A 19,087-nucleotide genomic window follows, 5' to 3' on the forward strand; every position below is an offset into this window, starting at 1 on the left:
TATAAGCTAAATCTACTCGCTTTACTGTTGCTTGCAAAGAAGATAGATTTAATTGCTTATATTCTTCCCAACATTCTCGGAAAGCTGGCAAGGCATTTTGTTGGCTGAAATAATCGATTGACTTGCGATTTTTTCGCCATTCAAAACGTCGATGAGCCAAACAAGCATTATACAAATAAGCATGAAGACGACGTGCCTCTAACAAAGTTTGAGACTGGATTTGATTGGGATATAATCGAAATGTTAATCGCCTCGTTGCCATTTTTGCTTTTCCTTGATGGCTTGAACTATACTTAAATATAGCACTCACTCGAAAATTTGGCATGATTCCAAGTGCATCGTTTCCTGTGGCGGCGCACCTTTGGCAATCATTAAGCAGTACATCCAAAACCAAAGTGGAGGAAGAAATAAGGATGGTAGGGACGTTTCATGAAACGTCCCTACATTTCTGAGGGGGGATTTTCCGCCCCACCGTATAGACGAGTGGGGAAACCAATCCCCCCTCAGACTCCCCCTATTGGTTGTTCAGTCATTTTACGCCGCCTGCGATCGATTTGGGGACAATTGCGGGAAATTGTTACTTGGGATATTCTTCTAGGAGGATCTAATGCTCAAACCACGGATAAAATAAAGAAAGTTATCTTTAAAGTTGAAATGGCAGTCTCAACAGAAATTCAACACCGGATCGAACAACTGCGCCAACAATTACAGAAGGCGGGATATGCTTATTATGTCCTCGACGATCCTATTATGGAGGATGCAGTTTACGATCGCCTTTATCGGGAATTACAAGACCTTGAAACACAATTTACCGAACTTATTAGTCCCGATAGTCCGACTCAACGGGTTGGCGATCGCCCTGCAACTGAATTTATTTCTATTCGCCATAATATTCCCCTCTACAGTTTAGAAAATGCTTTTAATTTGCAAGAGTTAGCAAAGTGGCAAGATCGCTGGCAGCGCCAAGTTCCAGAAGTTGGCAAAGTTCCAGAAGTTGCAGATTTTAAGTATGTTTGTGAATTAAAAATAGATGGGTCTGCCTTGGCTTTAACTTATGAACGAGGACGATTAACAAAAGGGGTGACGCGAGGAGATGGGATATCGGGGGAAGATATCACTCAAAATGTTCGCACGATTCGCAGTATTCCCCTACGATTAAATTTAGAAAATCCACCGGAATTAGTGGAAGTGCGCGGGGAGGCTTTTTTACCCATTGATGAATTCGATCGCCTTAATCAAGAACGAGAAAAAACAGGAGAATATTTGTTTGCTAATCCTCGCAATGCGGCGGCAGGAACCTTGCGAAAGCTGGATTCTCAAGAGGTCGATCGCCGACGTTTAGATTTTTTTGCTTACACTCTATATTTACCGAATAATCCCGAACTTCAGCCAGAAACACAATGGGAGGCGTTAGAATTTCTGCAAACAATGGGCTTTCGAGTCAATCCCAATCGCCAATTATGTGTCAATTTAGCAGCAGTTGCAGGCTATTTTCAAGAATGGGATGAAAAAAGAAAAACTTTACTTTATCTGACGGATGGTGTAGTGGTGAAAATTAATTCTGTCCCCCTACAAACAGAATTAGGATTTACACAAAAATTTCCCCGTTGGGCGATCGCTTTAAAATATCCGGCGGAAGAAGCTCCTACGATTGTGAAGGAAATTACGGTTAATGTTGGGCGTACTGGTGCCGTTACGCCGATGGCAATCATGGAGCCGGTTCTCTTAGCGGGAACAACGGTACAGCGAGCAACTTTACACAACCGCGATCGCATTTCTGAGTTAGATATTCGCGTTGGCGATACGGTGATTATTCGCAAAGCTGGAGAAATTATTCCCGAGGTGGTACGGGTATTAACGGAGTTGCGTCCTGGGGGGACTATCCCTTACGAAATGCCGGAAAACTGCCCAGAATGCGATTCTCAATTAGTCCGCCCTCAAGGGGAAGTTGTGACTCGTTGTACGAATAGTTCTTGTCCTGCTATCTTGCGAGGAAGTTTGCTGCATTGGGCTTCAAGAGATGCCCTAGATATTAACGGTTTAGGGGAGAAGATTGTCGAACAAATTGTCGATCGCGAGTTGGTGCGATCGGTGGCGGATCTCTATGCTTTAACGGCTGAAGACCTTGCGAGTTTGGAACGTATGGGGCAGAAGTCTTCCGAGAAACTGATCAAGGCGATCGCGCAGTCTAAAACCCAGTCTTATGCACGAGTTTTATACGGTTTGGGTATTCGCTATGTGGGGAAAGTGAATGCCGAGTTATTAACCGAGAATTTTACAACGATAGATCAATTATCAAAATTGTCCATCGACGACCTCGAAAACGTACATGGCATTGGCTTGGAAATTGCGCGATCGGTTTGGGAGTGGTTCCAAAACCCAGCCAATTCAACCCTTGTGGAATCTCTGAAAACGGCGGGGCTAAATTTTGCACAAGAAACGACCAATTTATCATCTGCCTCAGATTTTAGCATAAAAGGGGTTTTGTCTGACAAAATATTAGTAATAACGGGAACTTTACCTACATTAGGACGCAAAGAAGCAGAAGCATTAATTAAACAAGCAGGAGGGAAAATAACCAGTTCTATTAGTAAAAAAACAGACTATCTCGTGGTGGGGGAAAATGCTGGATCAAAGCTGGAAAAAGCTGTAAAATTAGGGATTACGCAGTTGAGTGAATCGCAATTAATGACGATGATAGATAGAAAAAATTAACTTTGAATTCTACCCCCCTTTTAAGCGGGGCTGGGGCGATCGAATCAATAACTAGCAAGTTGAGTTAATTACTTTTATTCGGAAACTTTAATTTGGAATACTTGCACAGAATCTTGTTCAAAAACTAAGGTAAAGTCTTGAGGAGATTGTCGCACCCATTTTAAAAACTGAGGAGAATAATGACGCTGAGTATGAGCATAAGTATCGTACCAATGACCACTTGTTCTACCTAACCAACTGGTTATTTTTTTGTCGGGTAAATAGATAACAATATAACAAACGCTTCTTTCTCGTAATAATTGCATAAATTGGGAATAATCAATATCTGTATCTAATGTTGTCGTAATTCCCAATGGAAATGATTCATAACCATCTGAATCATCCCAGCGATGGGTATTGGTATAAAAATATCCTGTTCCTGCTAAATAAGTATTAACATAAGGATCGCTGAAAACATAGCGTCGAATAGGATAAGAATTACTGTCAGAGAGTGGATTTATACACTGTTTCTCTGCATTCTCTCGCAGGTAATGAATGACGGGTTTTAAATCAGAACCATCTAAAGTCTTGGGAACTTTTAACCAACTGTGAATCATTTTTCCGTAAATTGGATCGCGAGGAATTAATGAGGTAAAAAGTAATAAAATAATGATAAAATATTGGAAATATATCTTGTTATTAATTTTCTTTTTAAATAACACAAATTGAGAACTAAAACTTTCTAACTGAGGTGAGAAGTGATGCAGTAAGACAATTGGTAACATCCAATATAAACAGCCATAAATTAAGCGATGAAATTGTTCTGCTGCCATAACGCGACGAAGGGCTTCAATCGCTAAGGGATTACAAAAAAGCAGAAATGGAAATAGTGTTAATCCCGACATAATATCCAGTTTTCTCTCAGGTTTACCAAAGAGTAAAAATAGTATTGTTGTTAATACGATTAGCCAACCCACAAGCCCGATCGCATGACTTAAAGGGGTATAGCGAATAACATACATTTTCCAGCCGAAAACAGTTTCAATATTGAAGAGATATAAGTTTTGATATTCTAAATCTAAATTTTTGGCTATAGGTTCTCGCAGCAAACAGAATGAAATTGTAGCCAATATGCCCAAGGCGATCGCCAACACTAAAACTCGTCTAAATTGAGGCTTTAAGCTACGATAACGAAACAGCACCAAAGTCGTAGCGATCGCCGCGATCGCAGTCACTTGAAACAAAGTTGATTGTTCGTGATTATCCCAACAAAACCAAAGCAGAGGAGGTAAAAATAATAAGTAACGCCATTGCTCTTTTAAAAAGAGAGCAATGATTAAAACCAATGCCTCCAAATAAATAATATAAGACAGCATCGGACCAGAAAAGACACTATAACGATAAAAACTAATGGCATCATAGCCAAAATAACCTAAAGACATTAAACTTGCTAACCAACTTAAAGGAATGTTATGGGTGATGAATCTAGCAATACGAATAAATTCCCAAAATAAGATTCCTTGGGTCAGAGCAGAAACGAAAGTTAAACCCAATCTTTCTCCATAACTCAATCCCGAAGATTGTAAGAGCCAATGTTCGTAAAATGTAGCAAAAGTAACATAGCGATTCTCGCTAGAATAGTTCATAAACTTGGCTTTTTCCCAGGCTTGAATGCGATAAAAATAATCCACTGAGTCCGATGGATGCTCTAAATAAGGTCCGATATAAAGCATGGCAATCAAGAAACAAAATAAGAAAGCAAGCGTTCCCAGATCGAGGGGTAAATCTTGCCGACGCTGTTGCCAAAACGAGCAATGAGGCCGAAAAAACCAGACAATTCCTCCCGCGATCGCAATACTAAAAGCCATGCCTGTAAAAATATTCCGGATGGGTTCAACGGGTACAGCTAACCAACGACTGACAATATAGATCAGAAAATAAACGAACCATCCCCAGGCAAAAACTGGAAGCGATGCAGAATCAAAATCAGAACGTTTGAGGATAAACTGATTAATCCCATGATTGAGAACGAGAAGAGAAAAGAAAAATGTAAAGAATTGTAAGAAAAAGAAAAAAAGCATAGATTTTCGCTGCAAAGTTCAGAATATATCACTCCTCAACCCCTAACTCGGAATTCCAGAACGTTTCCTGTGATACAGATCGCTAGTTGAGAAGGGATACGATCTCTCAAAATTCTGCTTTATCTCACCTCCAAAACCGAGGAAGATCGCTGCACGGCAAAGTAAATCGCGGGATAGTAAACCTGTGAGGAATTGAGATAATGAATTATGAAAACGCTCCAAAACAACCCCATCGCTCGTAGTTTCGCTGCTACCTTAGTCGCATTAACCGTCGCTACTCCGGCGATCGCTTCCCCAGAGATCGCGCATCAGAGTGCAGAAACAACCCGCAATGCACCCATTACCCTAGCAGAAGGTATTCATTTATACGGTGAGTCGGTAAATCCTAACGAAATTGGCAAATCCTACGCTATTCTTGAAGTTAAAGCTGGACAAATCACAGGAGCATTTTATCAGCCTCGTTCCTCTTTTGATTGCTTCCGAGGTGCAACAAAAGAAGGTCAATTGGCTTTAAATATAACCGATAGCTACACGGGAGAAACTTTCCCTTATGCGATCGCCCTTGAAAATACTTCTTTAGTTGCTTCAGTTGGGGATATTCCCACCAATAAACCTGGTTTGGAGGGATTTTATCCCATCGAAGAGATCAGCGATCGCGATCGCGAGTTATTGCAAACCTGTCAAGCCCAATAAGAGCAAAATAAGGGGAAAATAAGATAGAAGTTCCACAAAATTTCTATCTTGGATGGCTCAAAATTTGATAGACTCGACGTTGAATAAAGATCTCGACTAGATCGCCATTAATTTTATTCTTCTCAACCTCTTCTCGTAGAATTTTGAGAACAATATTAACAGGAAGTGGGCGCTTATAGGGACGATCCGCAGCCGTTAACGCATCATAAATATCAGCAATGCTCATCATTTGTGTTTGAATGGGAATTTCTTCCCCCGTTAACCCCAAAGGATAACCGCTACCATCTAACTTTTCATGATGTCCGTAGGCGATCGTCGGAATATCTTGTAGATGTTTTGTCCAAGGAATGCGCTTGAGAAACTCATAGGAATGAGTCACATGAGCCTCGATCTCAAAACGTTCTTCTGTGGTTAAATTGCCCCGAGGTAACAACATTTGCTCCATTTCTTGGGCAGTGACGAGGGGTTTGAGAGTACCATCGATATCCTGATAGTAATACTCTGAAAGTGCTGTTAATTCCACAAAAGCCTCCTCTGATAAGGCCTCAAATCGTTTCGTTGCTAAGGACTCGGGTTCGTTAATCTCTTGTATAAACTTTAAATAGCGATCGAGCTTTTCTAACGCTGCTTCCAAGCGATCGTCAAAGGCTTGTAATTGCTGACAATGAGAACAATTAGCATCGGGAGTATGCTGAGAATTAGGATGATTGACCAAATACTGAAACTTATCCTGGGCGCACTCCATTTGTAAAGTCCGCATTGCAACCGCAAAACGCTGACGAATTACTTCTAATTGTTGAGGATAGAGCTTTTTGCGCTTATTCAAAATTGCTTCAGGAACGCCAATTTTGCCAAAATCATGTAGTAAGGCCGCATAACGAATTTCTTGAATTTGTCGTTCGTTAAAATGAAGCGATCGCAAGCGTCCCTTTTTCATCTCCGTCACTTCCCGAGCCAAACCCACAGTTAAAGATGCGACTCGTTCGGAATGTCCGGAAGTGGTGGGATCTCGTGCTTCAATTGCTTGTACAGATGCCTTTACAAAGCCCTCAAAGAGGTGTTCAATGCTTTTTTGGAGAATATTACGTTCGATGGAAATTGCGGCTTGAGAGGCTAAAGAACGCACTAAACGTTCTTCCCAGTCCGAATAGGGTTGAGTAACATTGAGGGCATTATCTCCGTTGATTCTAATATCGTGGCGCAGTTTGCGATTAATTAATTGTAAGACTCCAATAATTTCCCCTTCTGCATCCTGCATGGGTAGCACTAATACCGAACAAGTCCGATAGGAAAAATCGCGATCGAAATTGCGATCGAGTTGATAGGGTAAACCAGGCAGCAAATTATGAGCATCGGGAATATTCAGAGATTGTCCTGTTAAAGCCACATATCCCGCCAAACTTTTTGACGTGAGGGGTAGTGTAAACTCTTGAAACAAAACCGTCGGTAGAGAATCATTCTGAGCAATTTTGAATACGAGTTGAGGCACTGAATTGATGCGATCGACTAAAAAAACGCTTCCCGCATCGCTACAAGTAATTTCGCGACTCTTGCTCAGGATTAAGGCCAATAACTCCCTCAAGTTATGACTTCCCGATAGGGCTGTACCGATCGCCAATAATTGTTCGATTAAGGACACCCGTTGGGTTGCGGTGGTAATGAATTCCTCACTCTCAAAGGTCAAACTCGGGGACTCGAACGCTTTCATAACTGTTCGGGGGTACTGCACATCTGAAAACCCATCGACGAGTCCTCCTGGGAAGATACTTCGCAAATGGGGCTACGTTATTCAGTCTAACTCGCATGACTTTATTTGCCGATTTTTGTCTTGCTTAGATTTTTAGATTTACTGTCTATTTTGACGATCGCACTGCATTCTTAACGCCAGTATATGCTCGCAGGGTCCCTTATATAATTTATTCTGTTGAAACCAATTGCAAGTACATTCGGCTTGGACGAGACGGCGATCGCTATCAATAACTAAATAGGGTTCGTAAGTGCGATCGCGATCGCCAACAGTTCCTTGCACAGTATGGTCGCTTTCCAAGTCTCCCGCGATACTCGTAACCCCTACGCTATTATTCTCTAAAAAACGAGTTGCTTTTTCTTCTCGTTCATTCGCAAAGCGCAATCTTTCCATCGGTAAAGGTTCGCGACTCAACTCCCGCACGCGATATACTTGTTTATTGAGATCGTAAATTGCTCGACCTGCTTGAGTATAAGCACTTAATGCTGCCAAAATGACACTACGATCTAAATTTAAGCGCTTGGCTAAATCTCCCACAGATTCCGCCCAATTTTCCTGCAAACTCGTAAATACTTGTTGCTGGGTGAAAGCATCTACCTCTGTCCTAGAGGTCATCAGGTCAAAATTCCCCGATCCCGACCAATCATTTGCACTCCATCCCGATAACCCCAAGGTGAAAGACATATCCCCCAGATCCGCCACGTAAAAAGAAGGCATTCCCGTGCCGAGGAGATGTACGGTAAACTTCTTAGCAATGGGGAGAAGACGTTCGAGAATGAGAAGACGACGACGACCCCAAACTCTGATAACTTGTGCTTGGGTTCCCTTGTATAGCGATCGCGGACAAATTATCTCTATCTCCCAGGGTTCAAAAACAATCTTGATCGGTTGTCCAGGAGTCAAATGGTAGCGCATCCCTCTCGGACTCTGTTTTTCTTTGTAGCGTCGCAGGATAAAGCAAATATTATAAACATCCATCGGCTGCAATTCCAACTGAACTGCTGGGAGAGACATAGCGGAACTCACTTGTAAGAACCCTCGCACCCAACTATCCGGTAAATCGATTTTCACTTCCTTATAAGTATCTTCTTGGGTTGTTTGTACCTCAAACCCTGAAGGATCGACTTGAAATAAGGTATTTTTATAACTGCGAATTTTTTGAAATTCGTTGTAGAGATCCGCCGAATAATCAATATTAGTTGTCCCGCAAGCAAACTCATTAATGTTTTTAAAAACCTCGTAACTTGCCCCCAAACGACCATAACTCGATTCATCCTGAGAAAAACACTCAAAAAATACTTCATCAGGATGGACGGTAATCACCGGATCGAGAACAAACCACATATCGCGATCGCGTTCGTAGAGATAGTCATAGTAGTCTCTTTGTGCTTTGTAATATTCCGACCAACGGTTGCTTTTACGTTGATAGAGGTCTTTAAGTTCGCTCTGTAAAGTTTGTATCTGTTCCCGTATCTCCGATCGCTGTGCGGCGATTAACTGCCAGTCTAGGTCATCTTGTTGCGATCGCCATATTTTATATTCGGTACGATCTTTGGGTTTAAAGCGCAGATCCGAGACGACGACATCATGTAAAGCACTAATAGCCTCACGAAAAGCAATATTTTTCCGCAATTCGCCAACAAAATAAGTGGGTTGACGCTTCGTGTCAGGAGAAAAGGACATTTGCGTACTATTTCCACTGTCACTAACCGCAGTGCTACCGCTATATGCGTAATTAAATTCCATCGCGATCGGTTGGGATTAAGGGTGACGATCTCATTATAATCAACATCTGTACTGGTTGGCAAAAAATGAGGGAAAGAAATATTTCTTTGAGAAATATTTCTCTACTCTTTAAATAATAAGAGTATTAACCTCATGGGCAAAACTTTCTCCACGTTGGAAATGAAAGGACCCGGCGATCGCCCCCCAAATTTGCTCATTGGTTTGCGGATCGAGTCCCTTCTCCCAACTGATAAGTTTTTCTGCATCAACGGTAAACTTGCTGTCTAAATAGGTTTCCTTGTCCTTTCGTATTACTTTACACGCTTTTCCTGGTTCAACTTCCCCTTGAAAACTATTTCCTGTCCAACGGACAATAAAATCGCAACCTGGTAACTTCTCTAAATGTTCTGGGGTTAATTCTGGCAAGCGATCGCGATCGCGCACTGCACCGTAAAATTTTTCTTGGTCTTTAATCCTATAATTTTCAATCCCAAGGCGATCGTCTACTACTTTTAATTTTAATACCCGCAAGCGATAGGGTTGATTTAACATAAAATCATAAGCCTGTTCGAGCAGTAAACTCACCCCCGATAATAACTCTACGGGTAACGGTCGCATACAGACGCGAATATGAGCGAAAAAGGGGGGATTTTCGATTGCTTGTTCTTGATTGCTAAAATCGGCGGACATCCAGCGAGCAAGGGTAAGAATATCGGTTGAATGAGACATAAAAATTCAAAATTCAAAACTCAAAATTAGTCTATCATGGTTTTTCTTGAAAGCGAAAAACTAAAAATTGCGTGACTTGCCGTTCATTAAAGTTATCATCACTGACTAAGATTAAACTTGGCGATCCATCAGGTAAACGCCCAGCAAAGGTCATTCCCTCTAAATTATCGAGGACAATGCCCAAATCTTGCAAATCCAGTAATAATTGTTTGCGTAGCGGAGTTACGGTACTCAGATCGCCTTTTAACGTGGCAATGCGAGAAGTATCCGTTGCTCCTCCTGTAGCAATTTGAAACAATTTTGCACCTGCTTCTATACCGTCAAATGTTCGTTCTAAACTGAGGAGAAATCCTTCGCGATCGAGAGCAAGTATTTCCGTTAATCCGTTAGCAATAACCCCTTCTGAGGTAGGATCGAGGAGATAAAGATTCTCGGAAATGAGTAAAGGCGAACCAATAGGGTTGATAACATAATGTAAAAGGCGAATGCGGGGAGAAACTTCAGGGTTTGGCTCAATATTATGATCAATATTATGATCAATATTATCTTGAACTAGGGCAAATTCTGGGGCAGTAAAAACGCGATAGGGGTCTTCAGGAATTAAACCAGAAATCCCGATCGCCAGTGCTTCAAAACCCAAATTTTCTTGGACTCCGTGAGGGATATCTTCTTTGCGGATAGGTTGGTTGGGTAAAAAACGGGCAGGAAGGGGAATTTCTGTGAGATATTGTCCAGTTTGGCGATCGAATTCTGCTACGAAAGGATCGATTTTGCGACTAGGTACTCCTTCACTTGATATTAATAACGTCCCTCTGGGTGTCAGCGCAATGCCTTCAGGATCGATCGCCCCTTGTGCATAAGAATTTCCCCTTTCATCTTTAAGAAATGTTACATTTTTGACTTCAATCCGAGGCGATTCTTCAGAGGACAATGTTAGATTGAGGGTGTAGAAGCGAGCATTGTCGCGATCGTCCGAGAGGGCATAGAAAATATTGCGATCGCGATCGTAAGTAATACCCGATAGTCCCCCCACTCTCGTCCCCTTATACTCCATTTTGGGCAATTGTGCCTCCCCGACAAATTCGAGGGATACATCTAAAAATAAACGCTCTCGGGCGCTAATTTGAGAAGGGGTGCAAGCAGAAAGCGCGATCGCAACTACAGCAGCAAGGATGAGGGAAAATAAAGATTTTTGATCCATTTTCATTGTATTTTATGATATCGATCGCGATCGAACAATAAAGGCAGTTTAACCCTTGAGATTCCACAATTTCTCAACCTGTGTAGAAGTACCGATAAATTGCTGATCGATCTTGGAGGACAGAACTTCCAAAATCAGTAGATTCAGCAGATTTGTAGTCAAGATCAGCAATTCTGCGGATAATTCCGAAGGGACAAGTAAGAGAAAATAGATTCAAATCAGAATTTTCACGGCACAAGAATTTTTAGAGCAGAGTATTATATAACTAGGAGCGCCCATCGTGCAAGTCATCCAGCGTATTATGACCAAACCTTCAAATTCTTCTTTACAACGCAATCCTTTTACCGCTTATCGCCATCCAGAAACAGGAGAATGGTTTGTTATTAAGGATTTTATTAAAGATTCTACTCTACAAAGTTCTACTGAACCCATCAAGGAAAAAGATTTGTCAAGCAAACTCCATAAGAATCCAAATACAGTTAAAATTTCAATTGCACCATTGACCATCAAGAATGTCTAAAACGCCTCAATCCAAAGAAACGAGAGAAGATTTTCTCATCTTTTGTAGTGATTATGCCCATAACTCGCTAAAGACACAAGATCGCGAAGTTCGTGAGGCATTAGTGCGTCGTCAAATTCCCCCCCAAAAAGTACGTCGTTTAGAAACCAGTTATAACATTGCAATTAAGTTAGGAAATAATCTGAACATCCAACCTGTTAGGAAAATCATTTTGTATCAAATTGATGCAGCAGCCAATTTTTTACGAGATTTTCAAATTGGAATTTTAGGACAACGAACAACTTTATTTCAACTCTATGAAATCGAATTTTCCTTCGATCGCAATTCTAAATTCACATTTGATTTTTCTGCGGGAAAGTTATTTATAAAACTCCCGTATTGGAAAGCACAATGGTTCTCAGAATACTTAAAATATACTGAACTGAGACAACTGTGGACAAAAGGAGAACACCTTCCTCGTTTATCTCCCATTCGTCGCGTTTGGTGGTTATTCGATCCCCTGGGTGAATTCCGTTCTAATCTCAAATCTACCTTAATTTTAGCCGTACAGAAGCAAATTTTAGGCATTGACAAACTACTGATTCGCTTTGGTTTATTAGAAGCGGAGGAAAATTCGGAACAGTCTGGAAAACTGTCCTCTTCTATTCCACAAAGTTTTAAACAAGGAACGATCGCCTATCTTAAAAGCGCGATCGATGAGAAAAAATTAGGATTTAATTTAGAGTTTGTTTTAGAGAATCAAGACGATAATAGTCTCCTAAAACTTTTGCAGAAGTTTCAACAAAATTTAACCGATCCTCAACAAATTGAAGAAATTATCGATGTTGCAGCCTTAACATTACAAGATACCCTTCGTCAAGAACAATCTAACGTTGATATTAAAATGTTTGGTTTAGTTAATGTTGGAAATTACCATCGTATTGATGTAGATTTGAATTTAAGTACGGGATATTTAAGAAAATATGTAGAAATTATCCCTCGCAAAGCTGATATAAAAGCTATTCAATTTGGATTAGTTAATGTCTACACTATTGATGATATTACTGTAACGCCAAATTTTCATAGTGCCATTAAACTCGATTTTAAAACGGCTGCTCTTGAAAAAGCCCTGCAAGAGATTAGTTAAATAACTATTCCCTATTCCCTATTCTTTGTTACTTCTAAATAAATGAGAATGTTCGGGATGATAGAGACGCGATCGCGCATTATCGCTATTTTTTAAAGCTGGACTAATTAAATACAATGTCGTGCGAATCAAATCATTTTCACGAGAAGCGATCGCCATTTTTTCTAAAGGAACCAGCCAGATTTTTTCATCTTTCCAACCGATGCGAAAACAAATAGCCACAGGAGTATCTGGAGGATAATATTGCAGCAATTTATTTTCTGCTGCTTCGATATGACGTGCCGCTAAATAGAGGCACAAACTGGCTTTGTGTGCTGCTAGGGAAGCCAATTCTTCTGCCTCTGGAACCGCCGATGCGCTACCGCTAATACGAGTTAAAATGATAGTTTGTACCAATCCAGGAATGGTTAATTCCGTGCCTAATTTAGCCGCGGCCGCTTGATAAGCGCTAATTCCGGGTATCAGTTCAAAAGGGATATTTTCGGCGATTAATCCTTGAATTTGTTCTTGAATGGCGCTATAAAGAGACAAATCTCCCGAATGTAAGCGGACGACAGAACGATTAGCACGGACGCGATCGCACATTATCGGTAGAATTTCTTCAAGGGTTTTATTACCCGTTGCAATCAATTCAGCCTCGGGACGAATATCCCGTAACATTTGCTTAGGAACAAGAGAATCTGCGTAAAGAATAACATCTGCACGGGTGAGAATATTATGCGCTTTTAGGGTTAGAAGTTCCGGATCTCCAGGTCCTGCGCCAATAATATAAACAGCATTTTTGAGAGGTTGCGGCATAAAAAGATCAGAATAGCTAGATTTTAATTATAGAGTTCGGTTAACCCATTAAAACAGTTTTGGGGATGAGTTGCAATTCACCATCAGTATTAACTTGCTGGCCAATGCCGAGGAAATGTTTATTTAGATCGTAAACGCGAACAAATTTGTTTGTTTGAACCCACTCTTCTGCTGGGATTTTTTGTCCCTGACACCATCGTTTTGCCATATCCATTTCTAACGCGATCGCCTCGATATGTTCGAGGGGAATCTCTGGTGCAATGGGTTGAAATTCTCCCCGTTTAATGGCATTTTCCAACTCTTCCAAAGTAATACTCTCTACTAATTCCAAACCGCAACTCTTCGTTCTGACCAATTTGGCCAAAGTTCCTCCCGTCCCGAGTAAATCTCCCAAATCTCGCGCGATCGCCCGAATATAAGTCCCCCCACCACAAGTAATAGCAATCTCTAATTCAGGAAATTCTCCTGGACTCCAGCTTAAAATTTTAATGTTCTGAATTTCTACAATTCTGGGGGGAACATCGACCTTTTCCCCGGCTCTTGCCAATTCATACATCCGCTTTCCCCCTCGTTGAATGGCACTGTAAATAGGAGGAATTTGCTCAATCTTACCAATAAATTGAGGTAATATTGTTTGGATTTGTTCTAATTCAATCCCGCAGTGCGATCGCTGCTCTAAAACTTCTCCTTCGAGATCGTCCGTAGTTGTTTGCCAGCCAAAGCGAACCCGAGCATGATAGGCTTTCCCTTCTGGAAGATATTGCAGAAGACGAGTTGCTCTGCCGATGGCGATCGGTAAAACTCCAGTTGCGGCTGGATCGAGAGTTCCTCCATGTCCAACTCGTTTTAATTTTAGCAATCGCCGAACCCGTGCTACGCAATCGTGGGAGGTAAATCCAGCCGGTTTATTGAGGTTAAGGAAGCCCAACATTCTGAAAATCTCGATAAAATTAATCCTATTTCACATAGTAGAACCTTGAACAAGTCTCCCAAGTTATATTCTCAACCCAGATTAATTCTTTTAATGTAAAGATTTATTAACTTACTGAAAAAAACAACTCTATCCAGAGACAGAGAAAAAAACTAAAACAATATCTTTTGCGTTTTAGTACCGAGTTTTGTATTTGCTTCAGGGTTGGCGATCGTGATATGCTACAAAACAGTAAAATACTTTGTTTATTATCTCAATTAGTTTTAACTAATTCTTGCGAAACGTGACAAACCACAAGGGGAAAATCCTAGTGGTAGACGACGAGCCTGCGGTAAGACGAATCTTAGAAACTCGTTTAACAATGGTAGGTTACGAAGTCGTTACCGCTTCTGACGGTGAAGAAGCACTCGCTTTGTTTTTTCAAGAAACTCCGGATCTGATCATTCTTGACGTTATGATTCCCAATGGTGATGGGTATTATACTTGTCAAGAAATTCGTAAAGATTCTGATGTTCCTATCATTATGCTAACTGCTTTAGCTGATGTAGCCGATCGCATTGCTGGATTACAAATTGGAGCAGATGATTATTTAGTAAAACCTTTTTCTCCTAAAGAATTAGAAGCGCGAATTCAAACTATTTTGCGTCGTGTTAAAAAAATTAGTTGGCAAAATAATGAGGACGATCCTAATATCACTCAAATTGGCCTTCTCCGTATCGATCCCAACAAAAGGCGAGTTTCTCTCGGCGATAACTTGATTCGCCTAACAGAAATTGAATTTAATATTTTACAGTTGCTGATTGCCCAATCTGGAAAACCCATTTCCCGTGCAGAGATTTTACAGGCCATCTGGGGTTATAGTCCCAGACAACCAGGAGACTTGCGCTTAGTGGACGTTCACATTTCTCGATTGCGAGGCAAAATTGAAGCCGATCCCAAGCAGCCAGAATTTATTGTCACTGAACGGGGAATGGGTTATTCTTTTCAGCATTTAGTGGCGGTTGCCAGTCACCAGTTACCAGTTACCAGTTGCCAATAATTGTTTACCCGACGAGATGTGCTTCTAAGAACCAAAGGCGTTTATCGATCGCCCGAGACATTTCCGTATAAAGATCGGCGGTGTCTGCATCTCCTGCGGCATCGGTTTTGTCAATAGCCTCGCGAATATGTTTCCCATAGGCAGCATAGCGATCGGCAAGAGCAATGAGATGTTCTTTACCGCTAACGGCATCAAGGGGATATTCTGGCAAAATCGATGCTTTGGCAGCAACACGCGCCGTTCCTTTGGCGATCGCGCCGAGGGCGGTGATGCGTTCTGCGACCATATCAACAAATTCTTCTAACTCCCCTGCCATGTCGTCAAAAAGCTCGTGAAGTTGAATAAAATCCATCCCCTTAACATTCCAATGTGCCTGTTTGGTTTGGGTTTTTAAGTCTAAACTGCTGGCAAGGGTTTGACTGAGGATAATCACCACTTGGGTCCGAATATCGCTGGCTAAGTCGATCCTTGTGGGGTAGAACTCGGTTTGGGGTTGAACGGCTTGTACTGCTGTCACGATCGCGTCTCCTTATTAGTGTCTGGAATTCTGAAGAAATCGTAAATCGATTACGGTTATGGGGTCAAACTCAAAAAATGTTTTTCCCTCTATATCATAATCATAATGACTTTGACTTGACAAGGAAAAAAGCGGGAATGAGAGGCTGTTGAATAGTTCAATCTTTCTACTTGAATCTTTAATCTTCACCGATATTCGGCTGCTAACGCCGAAGCAAGGGGAATTTCAAGGGAGAATTTTGTGCCTGTTTCCGGGGATGACTCGCAAACAATCTGGCCGCTGTGTTGCTCGACAATAATTTGATAGCTAATGGCTAACCCTAAACCCACCCCTTTGCCTACAGATTTGGTGGTGAAAAACGGATCGAAAAGTCGAGTTTGGAGGTCTTGGGCAATGCCCTTACCATTGTCGGTAATCCTCACTCCGACGCGATCGCCATCAATAATATCCGTCGAAATTGTAATTTGTGGGTTTTCACTTTCCCACTCGTCAAAGGCATCAATAGCATTATTTAAAAGATGAAAAAAGACTTGATTTAACTGTCCTGGATAACAAGTCACTTTAGGAATATTGCCATAATTTTGTTTAACAAAAATTTCCTGGCGATCGTCACGAGATTTTAAACGATGTTGTAGAATCGAGAGAGTGCTATCCAGACCTTCATGGAGATTAGCCAGTTTAACTTGTGCCTCATCAAGACGAGCAAAATTCCGTAAATTGAGAATAATTGTGCGAATTCGCTCTGCACCAGTTTGCATTGAGGCGATCGAATTTTGGAGATCGGCTTTAATAAAATCCAAGTCCATCTCTTCAATAGTCTCTTGAATATTCTCCTTCGGCTGAGGATATTCCTGTTGATAGAGTTCGAGCAGATCGCAGATATCTTGAATATATTCGCTCGCAGGTTTGAGGTTGCCATAAATAAAACTAATAGGATTATTGATTTCGTGGGCAATTCCCGCAACCAATTGACCTAAACCCGCCATCTTTTCATTTTGTACCAATTGCGTCATCACTTGTTTTAAGCGATTATTTTGCTTTTGTAGCGTTTTTTGCAATTTACGAATAGTTAATTGATTTTCAATGCGAACGAGGACTTCCGCAAACTGAAAAGGTTTGGTAATATAATCAATTCCGCCCACCTCAAAGGCTTTAACCTTATCTTCAACATGATCCAATGCACTTAAAAAAATAACAGGAATCGCTTTTGTTTTTTCATTAGCTTTCAGGTGTTGGCAAACTTCATAACCATTCATTTCCGGCATATTAATATCCAAAAGAATGAGATCCGGTTCTAATGCTTTAGCGGCCAGAATTGCCATTTTGCCATTAATCGCTGGACGCACGCGATATCCACGTTTGGATAACATAGTAGAAAGCAAGCGAATATTGTCGGGAGTATCATCGACAATTAAAATATCAGCTTGGTCGGAATCGGTCATAAAATTACTTATAAATTATAAAAAATCGATGAGCATAAAAAATATTAATCCCATCGAGGAAACGATTTAAGTAACTCTGTCGCTTGCATTGCGTTAAGAGGACGAGCAAAGAAATAACCTTGTCCAAAGTTGCAATCGAGATTTTTCAGTCCCTCGAATTGTTCTCGGGTTTCAATGCCTTCTGCCACTGTATCGAGTTTCATTGTTCGAGCAATATTAATAATAACAGGAACGAGTCCGAGAGAGGGGTGGGAATCGCTCCATCTATTAATAAACGATTTATCAATTTTGAGGGCATTAATAGGAAAGCGATGAAGGTAACTTAAAGAAGAATATCCCGTGCCGAAGTCATCCAAACAAATTTGGATATTGCGATCGCGCAGGCTTCGCAGTAAAGTGAGAGCCGTTTGGTTGTCCATAATAACACTTTCGGTAATCTCTAATTTTAGACAAGTAGCATCGAGATGAGTTTCTCTTAAAATGCAATCGATCTGTTCAATTAAATCTTGATTGGCAAATTGTCGGACGGAAAGATTGACATTCATTGCTAGATCCCGAGCAGCCAAATCTCGCTCTTGCCACTCTCGAAGCTGCTGGCAGGCTTGATGTAAAGCATAAGAACCAATTGCTGCAATCAATCCAGTTTCTTCAGCAATAGGAATAAAATTGAGAGGAGAAAGTAAACCACGCTGGGGATGCTGCCAGCGCAAAAGTGCCTCAAATCCCGATATTGTACCGGATGCGAGATTAACAATAGGTTGATAATAAACAACAAATTCCTCTCCTGCGATCGCCCGACGGAGATCGGTTTCAATTTGCAGAAAAGATACCGCTTCTGCGTGCAAAGAGGGGTGAAAGATGTAATGGCAAGATTTTCCTAATGCTTTGGCACGATACATAGCACTGTCGGCATCTCGCAGCAAATATTCAGGCTGAGTATAATCCTCTGTTGCCTCCGCAATGCCAATACTAGCACTAAGAAAAATCTCTCGTCCCTGTATTTTAAAAGGTTGGGTAAAAGAATCTAAGATAGCCTTAGCCATGTCTACGGCATCGTCAATATCTTGAATTTCTGTGACGAGAATGGCGAATTCATCACCCCCGAGTCGAGCCAAAGTATCCCTAGGTTTGAGGAAATCTTCTAAGTGACGAGCGAGACAAATGAGCAGTTCATCTCCCGTCGGATGACCGAGGGAATCATTCACTACTTTAAAGCGATCGCAATCAAGAAATAATAATGCAAATCCCTGGCCTGCACCGGTATGTAGTGCTTGCAACAAATCGTTAAGTTGCTCCATGAAAAAAACTCGGTTGGGCAATGCAGTCAAGGCATCCTGCATCGCCATCTTTTTGAGTTGAGCATTAGCCATCTCTAACTCTTGAGTGCGCTTTTGCACTCGTTGTTCTAATTCCGCATTCAGTCGTAAAATGTTTTGCTTGGCAATTTTGAGATCCAGTTGACTTTTGACTCGAATCAAAACTTCTTGAATTTGGAAAGGCTTATTTATAAAATCAATGCCCCCCACAGAAAAGGCTTTAACTTTATCGAAAATATCATCGAGAGCGCTCAAGAAAATAATCGGAATGTGTTCGGTTTTCGCATCAGCTTTTAAGGCTTGACAAACTTCATAACCGTTCAATTCTGGCATCATAATATCGAGTAAAATCAAGTCTGGAGCAAGTCGGCGCACTGCGTTAAGCGCAATAGTACCATTAATAGCTTGACGAACTTTATAGCCTTCTTGGGACAGCATAGCGGAAAGTAAGCGGAGATTTTCAGGAGTATCATCCACAATGAGAATATCGGCAATGGGGGGGCTAGTTGGGATCTCCACGATAAAATT

At 41.2% G+C, this 19,087-nt stretch carries 16 protein-coding genes and 1 pseudogene; 6 read left to right on the forward strand and 11 right to left on the reverse strand.

The window, feature by feature from the left end:
• The coding region (locus tag JUI58_RS15990; RefSeq protein ID WP_348539905.1) for a helix-turn-helix domain-containing protein at window positions 1–262 on the reverse strand (262 nt) is incomplete at its 3' end.
• Between the two features lie 48 nt (window positions 263–310).
• Here JUI58_RS15990 and JUI58_RS27795 point away from each other — a divergent pair.
• Window positions 311–433 (forward strand): annotated as a pseudogene (locus JUI58_RS27795) (hypothetical protein); the annotation flags it as partial.
• 221 nt (window positions 434–654) lie between these two features.
• Window positions 655–2,715, forward strand: a complete 2,061-nt coding sequence (gene ligA, locus JUI58_RS15995) for an NAD-dependent DNA ligase LigA (RefSeq protein ID WP_204104825.1) — start codon at window positions 655–657, stop codon at window positions 2,713–2,715.
• A 74-nt stretch (window positions 2,716–2,789) separates the two neighbouring features.
• Here ligA and JUI58_RS16000 read toward each other — a convergent pair whose 3' ends face one another.
• Complete coding sequence (locus JUI58_RS16000; RefSeq protein ID WP_204104801.1) at window positions 2,790–4,775, reverse strand: hypothetical protein; 1,986 nt, start codon at window positions 4,773–4,775, stop codon at window positions 2,790–2,792.
• A gap of 207 nt (window positions 4,776–4,982) precedes the next feature.
• Between JUI58_RS16000 and JUI58_RS16005 the strand changes: the two genes are divergently transcribed.
• Entirely contained in the window at window positions 4,983–5,468 is a 486-nt protein-coding gene (locus JUI58_RS16005) for a hypothetical protein (RefSeq protein WP_204104802.1), read from the forward strand.
• Window positions 5,469–5,511: 43 nt separating this feature from the next.
• Here the strand turns inward: JUI58_RS16005 and JUI58_RS16010 are convergent, their stop codons facing one another.
• The 4 genes from JUI58_RS16010 to JUI58_RS16025 form a co-directional block, all read right to left on the reverse strand.
• Window positions 5,512–7,176: an HD family phosphohydrolase gene (locus JUI58_RS16010; RefSeq protein WP_204104803.1), complete on the reverse strand. Its 1,665-nt coding sequence runs from the start codon at window positions 7,174–7,176 to the stop codon at window positions 5,512–5,514.
• 138 nt (window positions 7,177–7,314) lie between these two features.
• Window positions 7,315–8,961: an SWIM zinc finger family protein gene (locus JUI58_RS16015; protein ID WP_204104804.1), complete on the reverse strand. Its 1,647-nt coding sequence runs from the start codon at window positions 8,959–8,961 to the stop codon at window positions 7,315–7,317.
• A gap of 108 nt (window positions 8,962–9,069) precedes the next feature.
• The gene (locus tag JUI58_RS16020) at window positions 9,070–9,669 is read right to left on the reverse strand and encodes a chromophore lyase CpcT/CpeT (RefSeq protein WP_204104805.1); all 600 of its coding nucleotides are present in this window, start codon (window positions 9,667–9,669) and stop codon (window positions 9,070–9,072) included.
• A 34-nt stretch (window positions 9,670–9,703) separates the two neighbouring features.
• Complete coding sequence (locus JUI58_RS16025) at window positions 9,704–10,870, reverse strand: esterase-like activity of phytase family protein (protein WP_204104806.1); 1,167 nt, start codon at window positions 10,868–10,870, stop codon at window positions 9,704–9,706.
• 280 nt (window positions 10,871–11,150) lie between these two features.
• Between JUI58_RS16025 and JUI58_RS16030 the strand changes: the two genes are divergently transcribed.
• A complete protein-coding gene (locus tag JUI58_RS16030) occupies window positions 11,151–11,390 on the forward strand; it encodes a hypothetical protein (RefSeq protein WP_204104807.1) in 240 nt (79 codons plus the stop codon).
• Complete coding sequence (locus JUI58_RS16035; RefSeq protein WP_204104808.1) at window positions 11,383–12,516, forward strand: hypothetical protein; 1,134 nt, start codon at window positions 11,383–11,385, stop codon at window positions 12,514–12,516. The genes JUI58_RS16030 and JUI58_RS16035 overlap by 8 nt, the downstream gene beginning before the upstream one ends.
• Before the next feature lie 18 nt (window positions 12,517–12,534).
• Here JUI58_RS16035 and cobM read toward each other — a convergent pair whose 3' ends face one another.
• Complete coding sequence (gene cobM, locus JUI58_RS16040; protein ID WP_204104809.1) at window positions 12,535–13,314, reverse strand: precorrin-4 C(11)-methyltransferase; 780 nt, start codon at window positions 13,312–13,314, stop codon at window positions 12,535–12,537.
• Window positions 13,315–13,354: 40 nt separating this feature from the next.
• Window positions 13,355–14,245, reverse strand: a complete 891-nt coding sequence (gene truB / locus JUI58_RS16045) for a tRNA pseudouridine(55) synthase TruB (protein ID WP_204104810.1) — start codon at window positions 14,243–14,245, stop codon at window positions 13,355–13,357.
• Window positions 14,246–14,528: 283 nt separating this feature from the next.
• On the opposite strand from truB, the gene rpaB reads away from it, so the two are divergent.
• A complete protein-coding gene (rpaB, locus tag JUI58_RS16050) occupies window positions 14,529–15,284 on the forward strand; it encodes a response regulator transcription factor RpaB (protein WP_204104811.1) in 756 nt (251 codons plus the stop codon).
• 4 nt (window positions 15,285–15,288) lie between these two features.
• Here the strand turns inward: rpaB and dps are convergent, their stop codons facing one another.
• From dps to JUI58_RS16065, 3 genes are all read right to left on the reverse strand, one after another.
• Window positions 15,289–15,801 (reverse strand): DNA starvation/stationary phase protection protein Dps, encoded by a 513-nt coding sequence (gene dps / locus JUI58_RS16055; protein ID WP_204104812.1) that lies wholly within the window; start codon window positions 15,799–15,801, stop codon window positions 15,289–15,291.
• Between the two features lie 185 nt (window positions 15,802–15,986).
• Window positions 15,987–17,243, reverse strand: a complete 1,257-nt coding sequence (locus JUI58_RS16060) for a response regulator (RefSeq protein WP_204104813.1) — start codon at window positions 17,241–17,243, stop codon at window positions 15,987–15,989.
• Between the two features lie 44 nt (window positions 17,244–17,287).
• Complete coding sequence (locus JUI58_RS16065; RefSeq protein WP_348539904.1) at window positions 17,288–19,078, reverse strand: EAL domain-containing protein; 1,791 nt, start codon at window positions 19,076–19,078, stop codon at window positions 17,288–17,290.
• Window positions 19,079–19,087 lie beyond the last annotated feature (9 nt).

Origin of the sequence: Spirulina sp. CCY15215 (assembly GCF_016888125.1) — a bacterium.
GTDB lineage: Bacteria > Cyanobacteriota > Cyanobacteriia > Cyanobacteriales > Spirulinaceae > CCY15215.

Excerpts from the sequence above, each read along its gene's own strand:
- ligA (WP_204104825.1), top strand. The coding sequence starts at position 655 with ATGGCAGTCTCAACAGAAATTCAACACCGGATCGAACAACTGCGCCAA.
- JUI58_RS16000 (WP_204104801.1), bottom strand. The coding sequence starts at position 4,775 with ATGCTTTTTTTCTTTTTCTTACAATTCTTTACATTTTTCTTTTCTCTT.
- JUI58_RS16005 (WP_204104802.1), top strand. The coding sequence starts at position 4,983 with ATGAAAACGCTCCAAAACAACCCCATCGCTCGTAGTTTCGCTGCTACC.
- JUI58_RS16010 (WP_204104803.1), bottom strand. The coding sequence starts at position 7,176 with ATGAAAGCGTTCGAGTCCCCGAGTTTGACCTTTGAGAGTGAGGAATTC.
- JUI58_RS16015 (WP_204104804.1), bottom strand. The coding sequence starts at position 8,961 with ATGGAATTTAATTACGCATATAGCGGTAGCACTGCGGTTAGTGACAGT.
- JUI58_RS16020 (WP_204104805.1), bottom strand. The coding sequence starts at position 9,669 with ATGTCTCATTCAACCGATATTCTTACCCTTGCTCGCTGGATGTCCGCC.
- JUI58_RS16025 (WP_204104806.1), bottom strand. The coding sequence starts at position 10,870 with ATGGATCAAAAATCTTTATTTTCCCTCATCCTTGCTGCTGTAGTTGCG.
- JUI58_RS16035 (WP_204104808.1), top strand. The coding sequence starts at position 11,383 with ATGTCTAAAACGCCTCAATCCAAAGAAACGAGAGAAGATTTTCTCATC.
- cobM (WP_204104809.1), bottom strand. The coding sequence starts at position 13,314 with ATGCCGCAACCTCTCAAAAATGCTGTTTATATTATTGGCGCAGGACCT.
- truB (WP_204104810.1), bottom strand. The coding sequence starts at position 14,245 with ATGTTGGGCTTCCTTAACCTCAATAAACCGGCTGGATTTACCTCCCAC.
- JUI58_RS16060 (WP_204104813.1), bottom strand. The coding sequence starts at position 17,243 with ATGACCGATTCCGACCAAGCTGATATTTTAATTGTCGATGATACTCCC.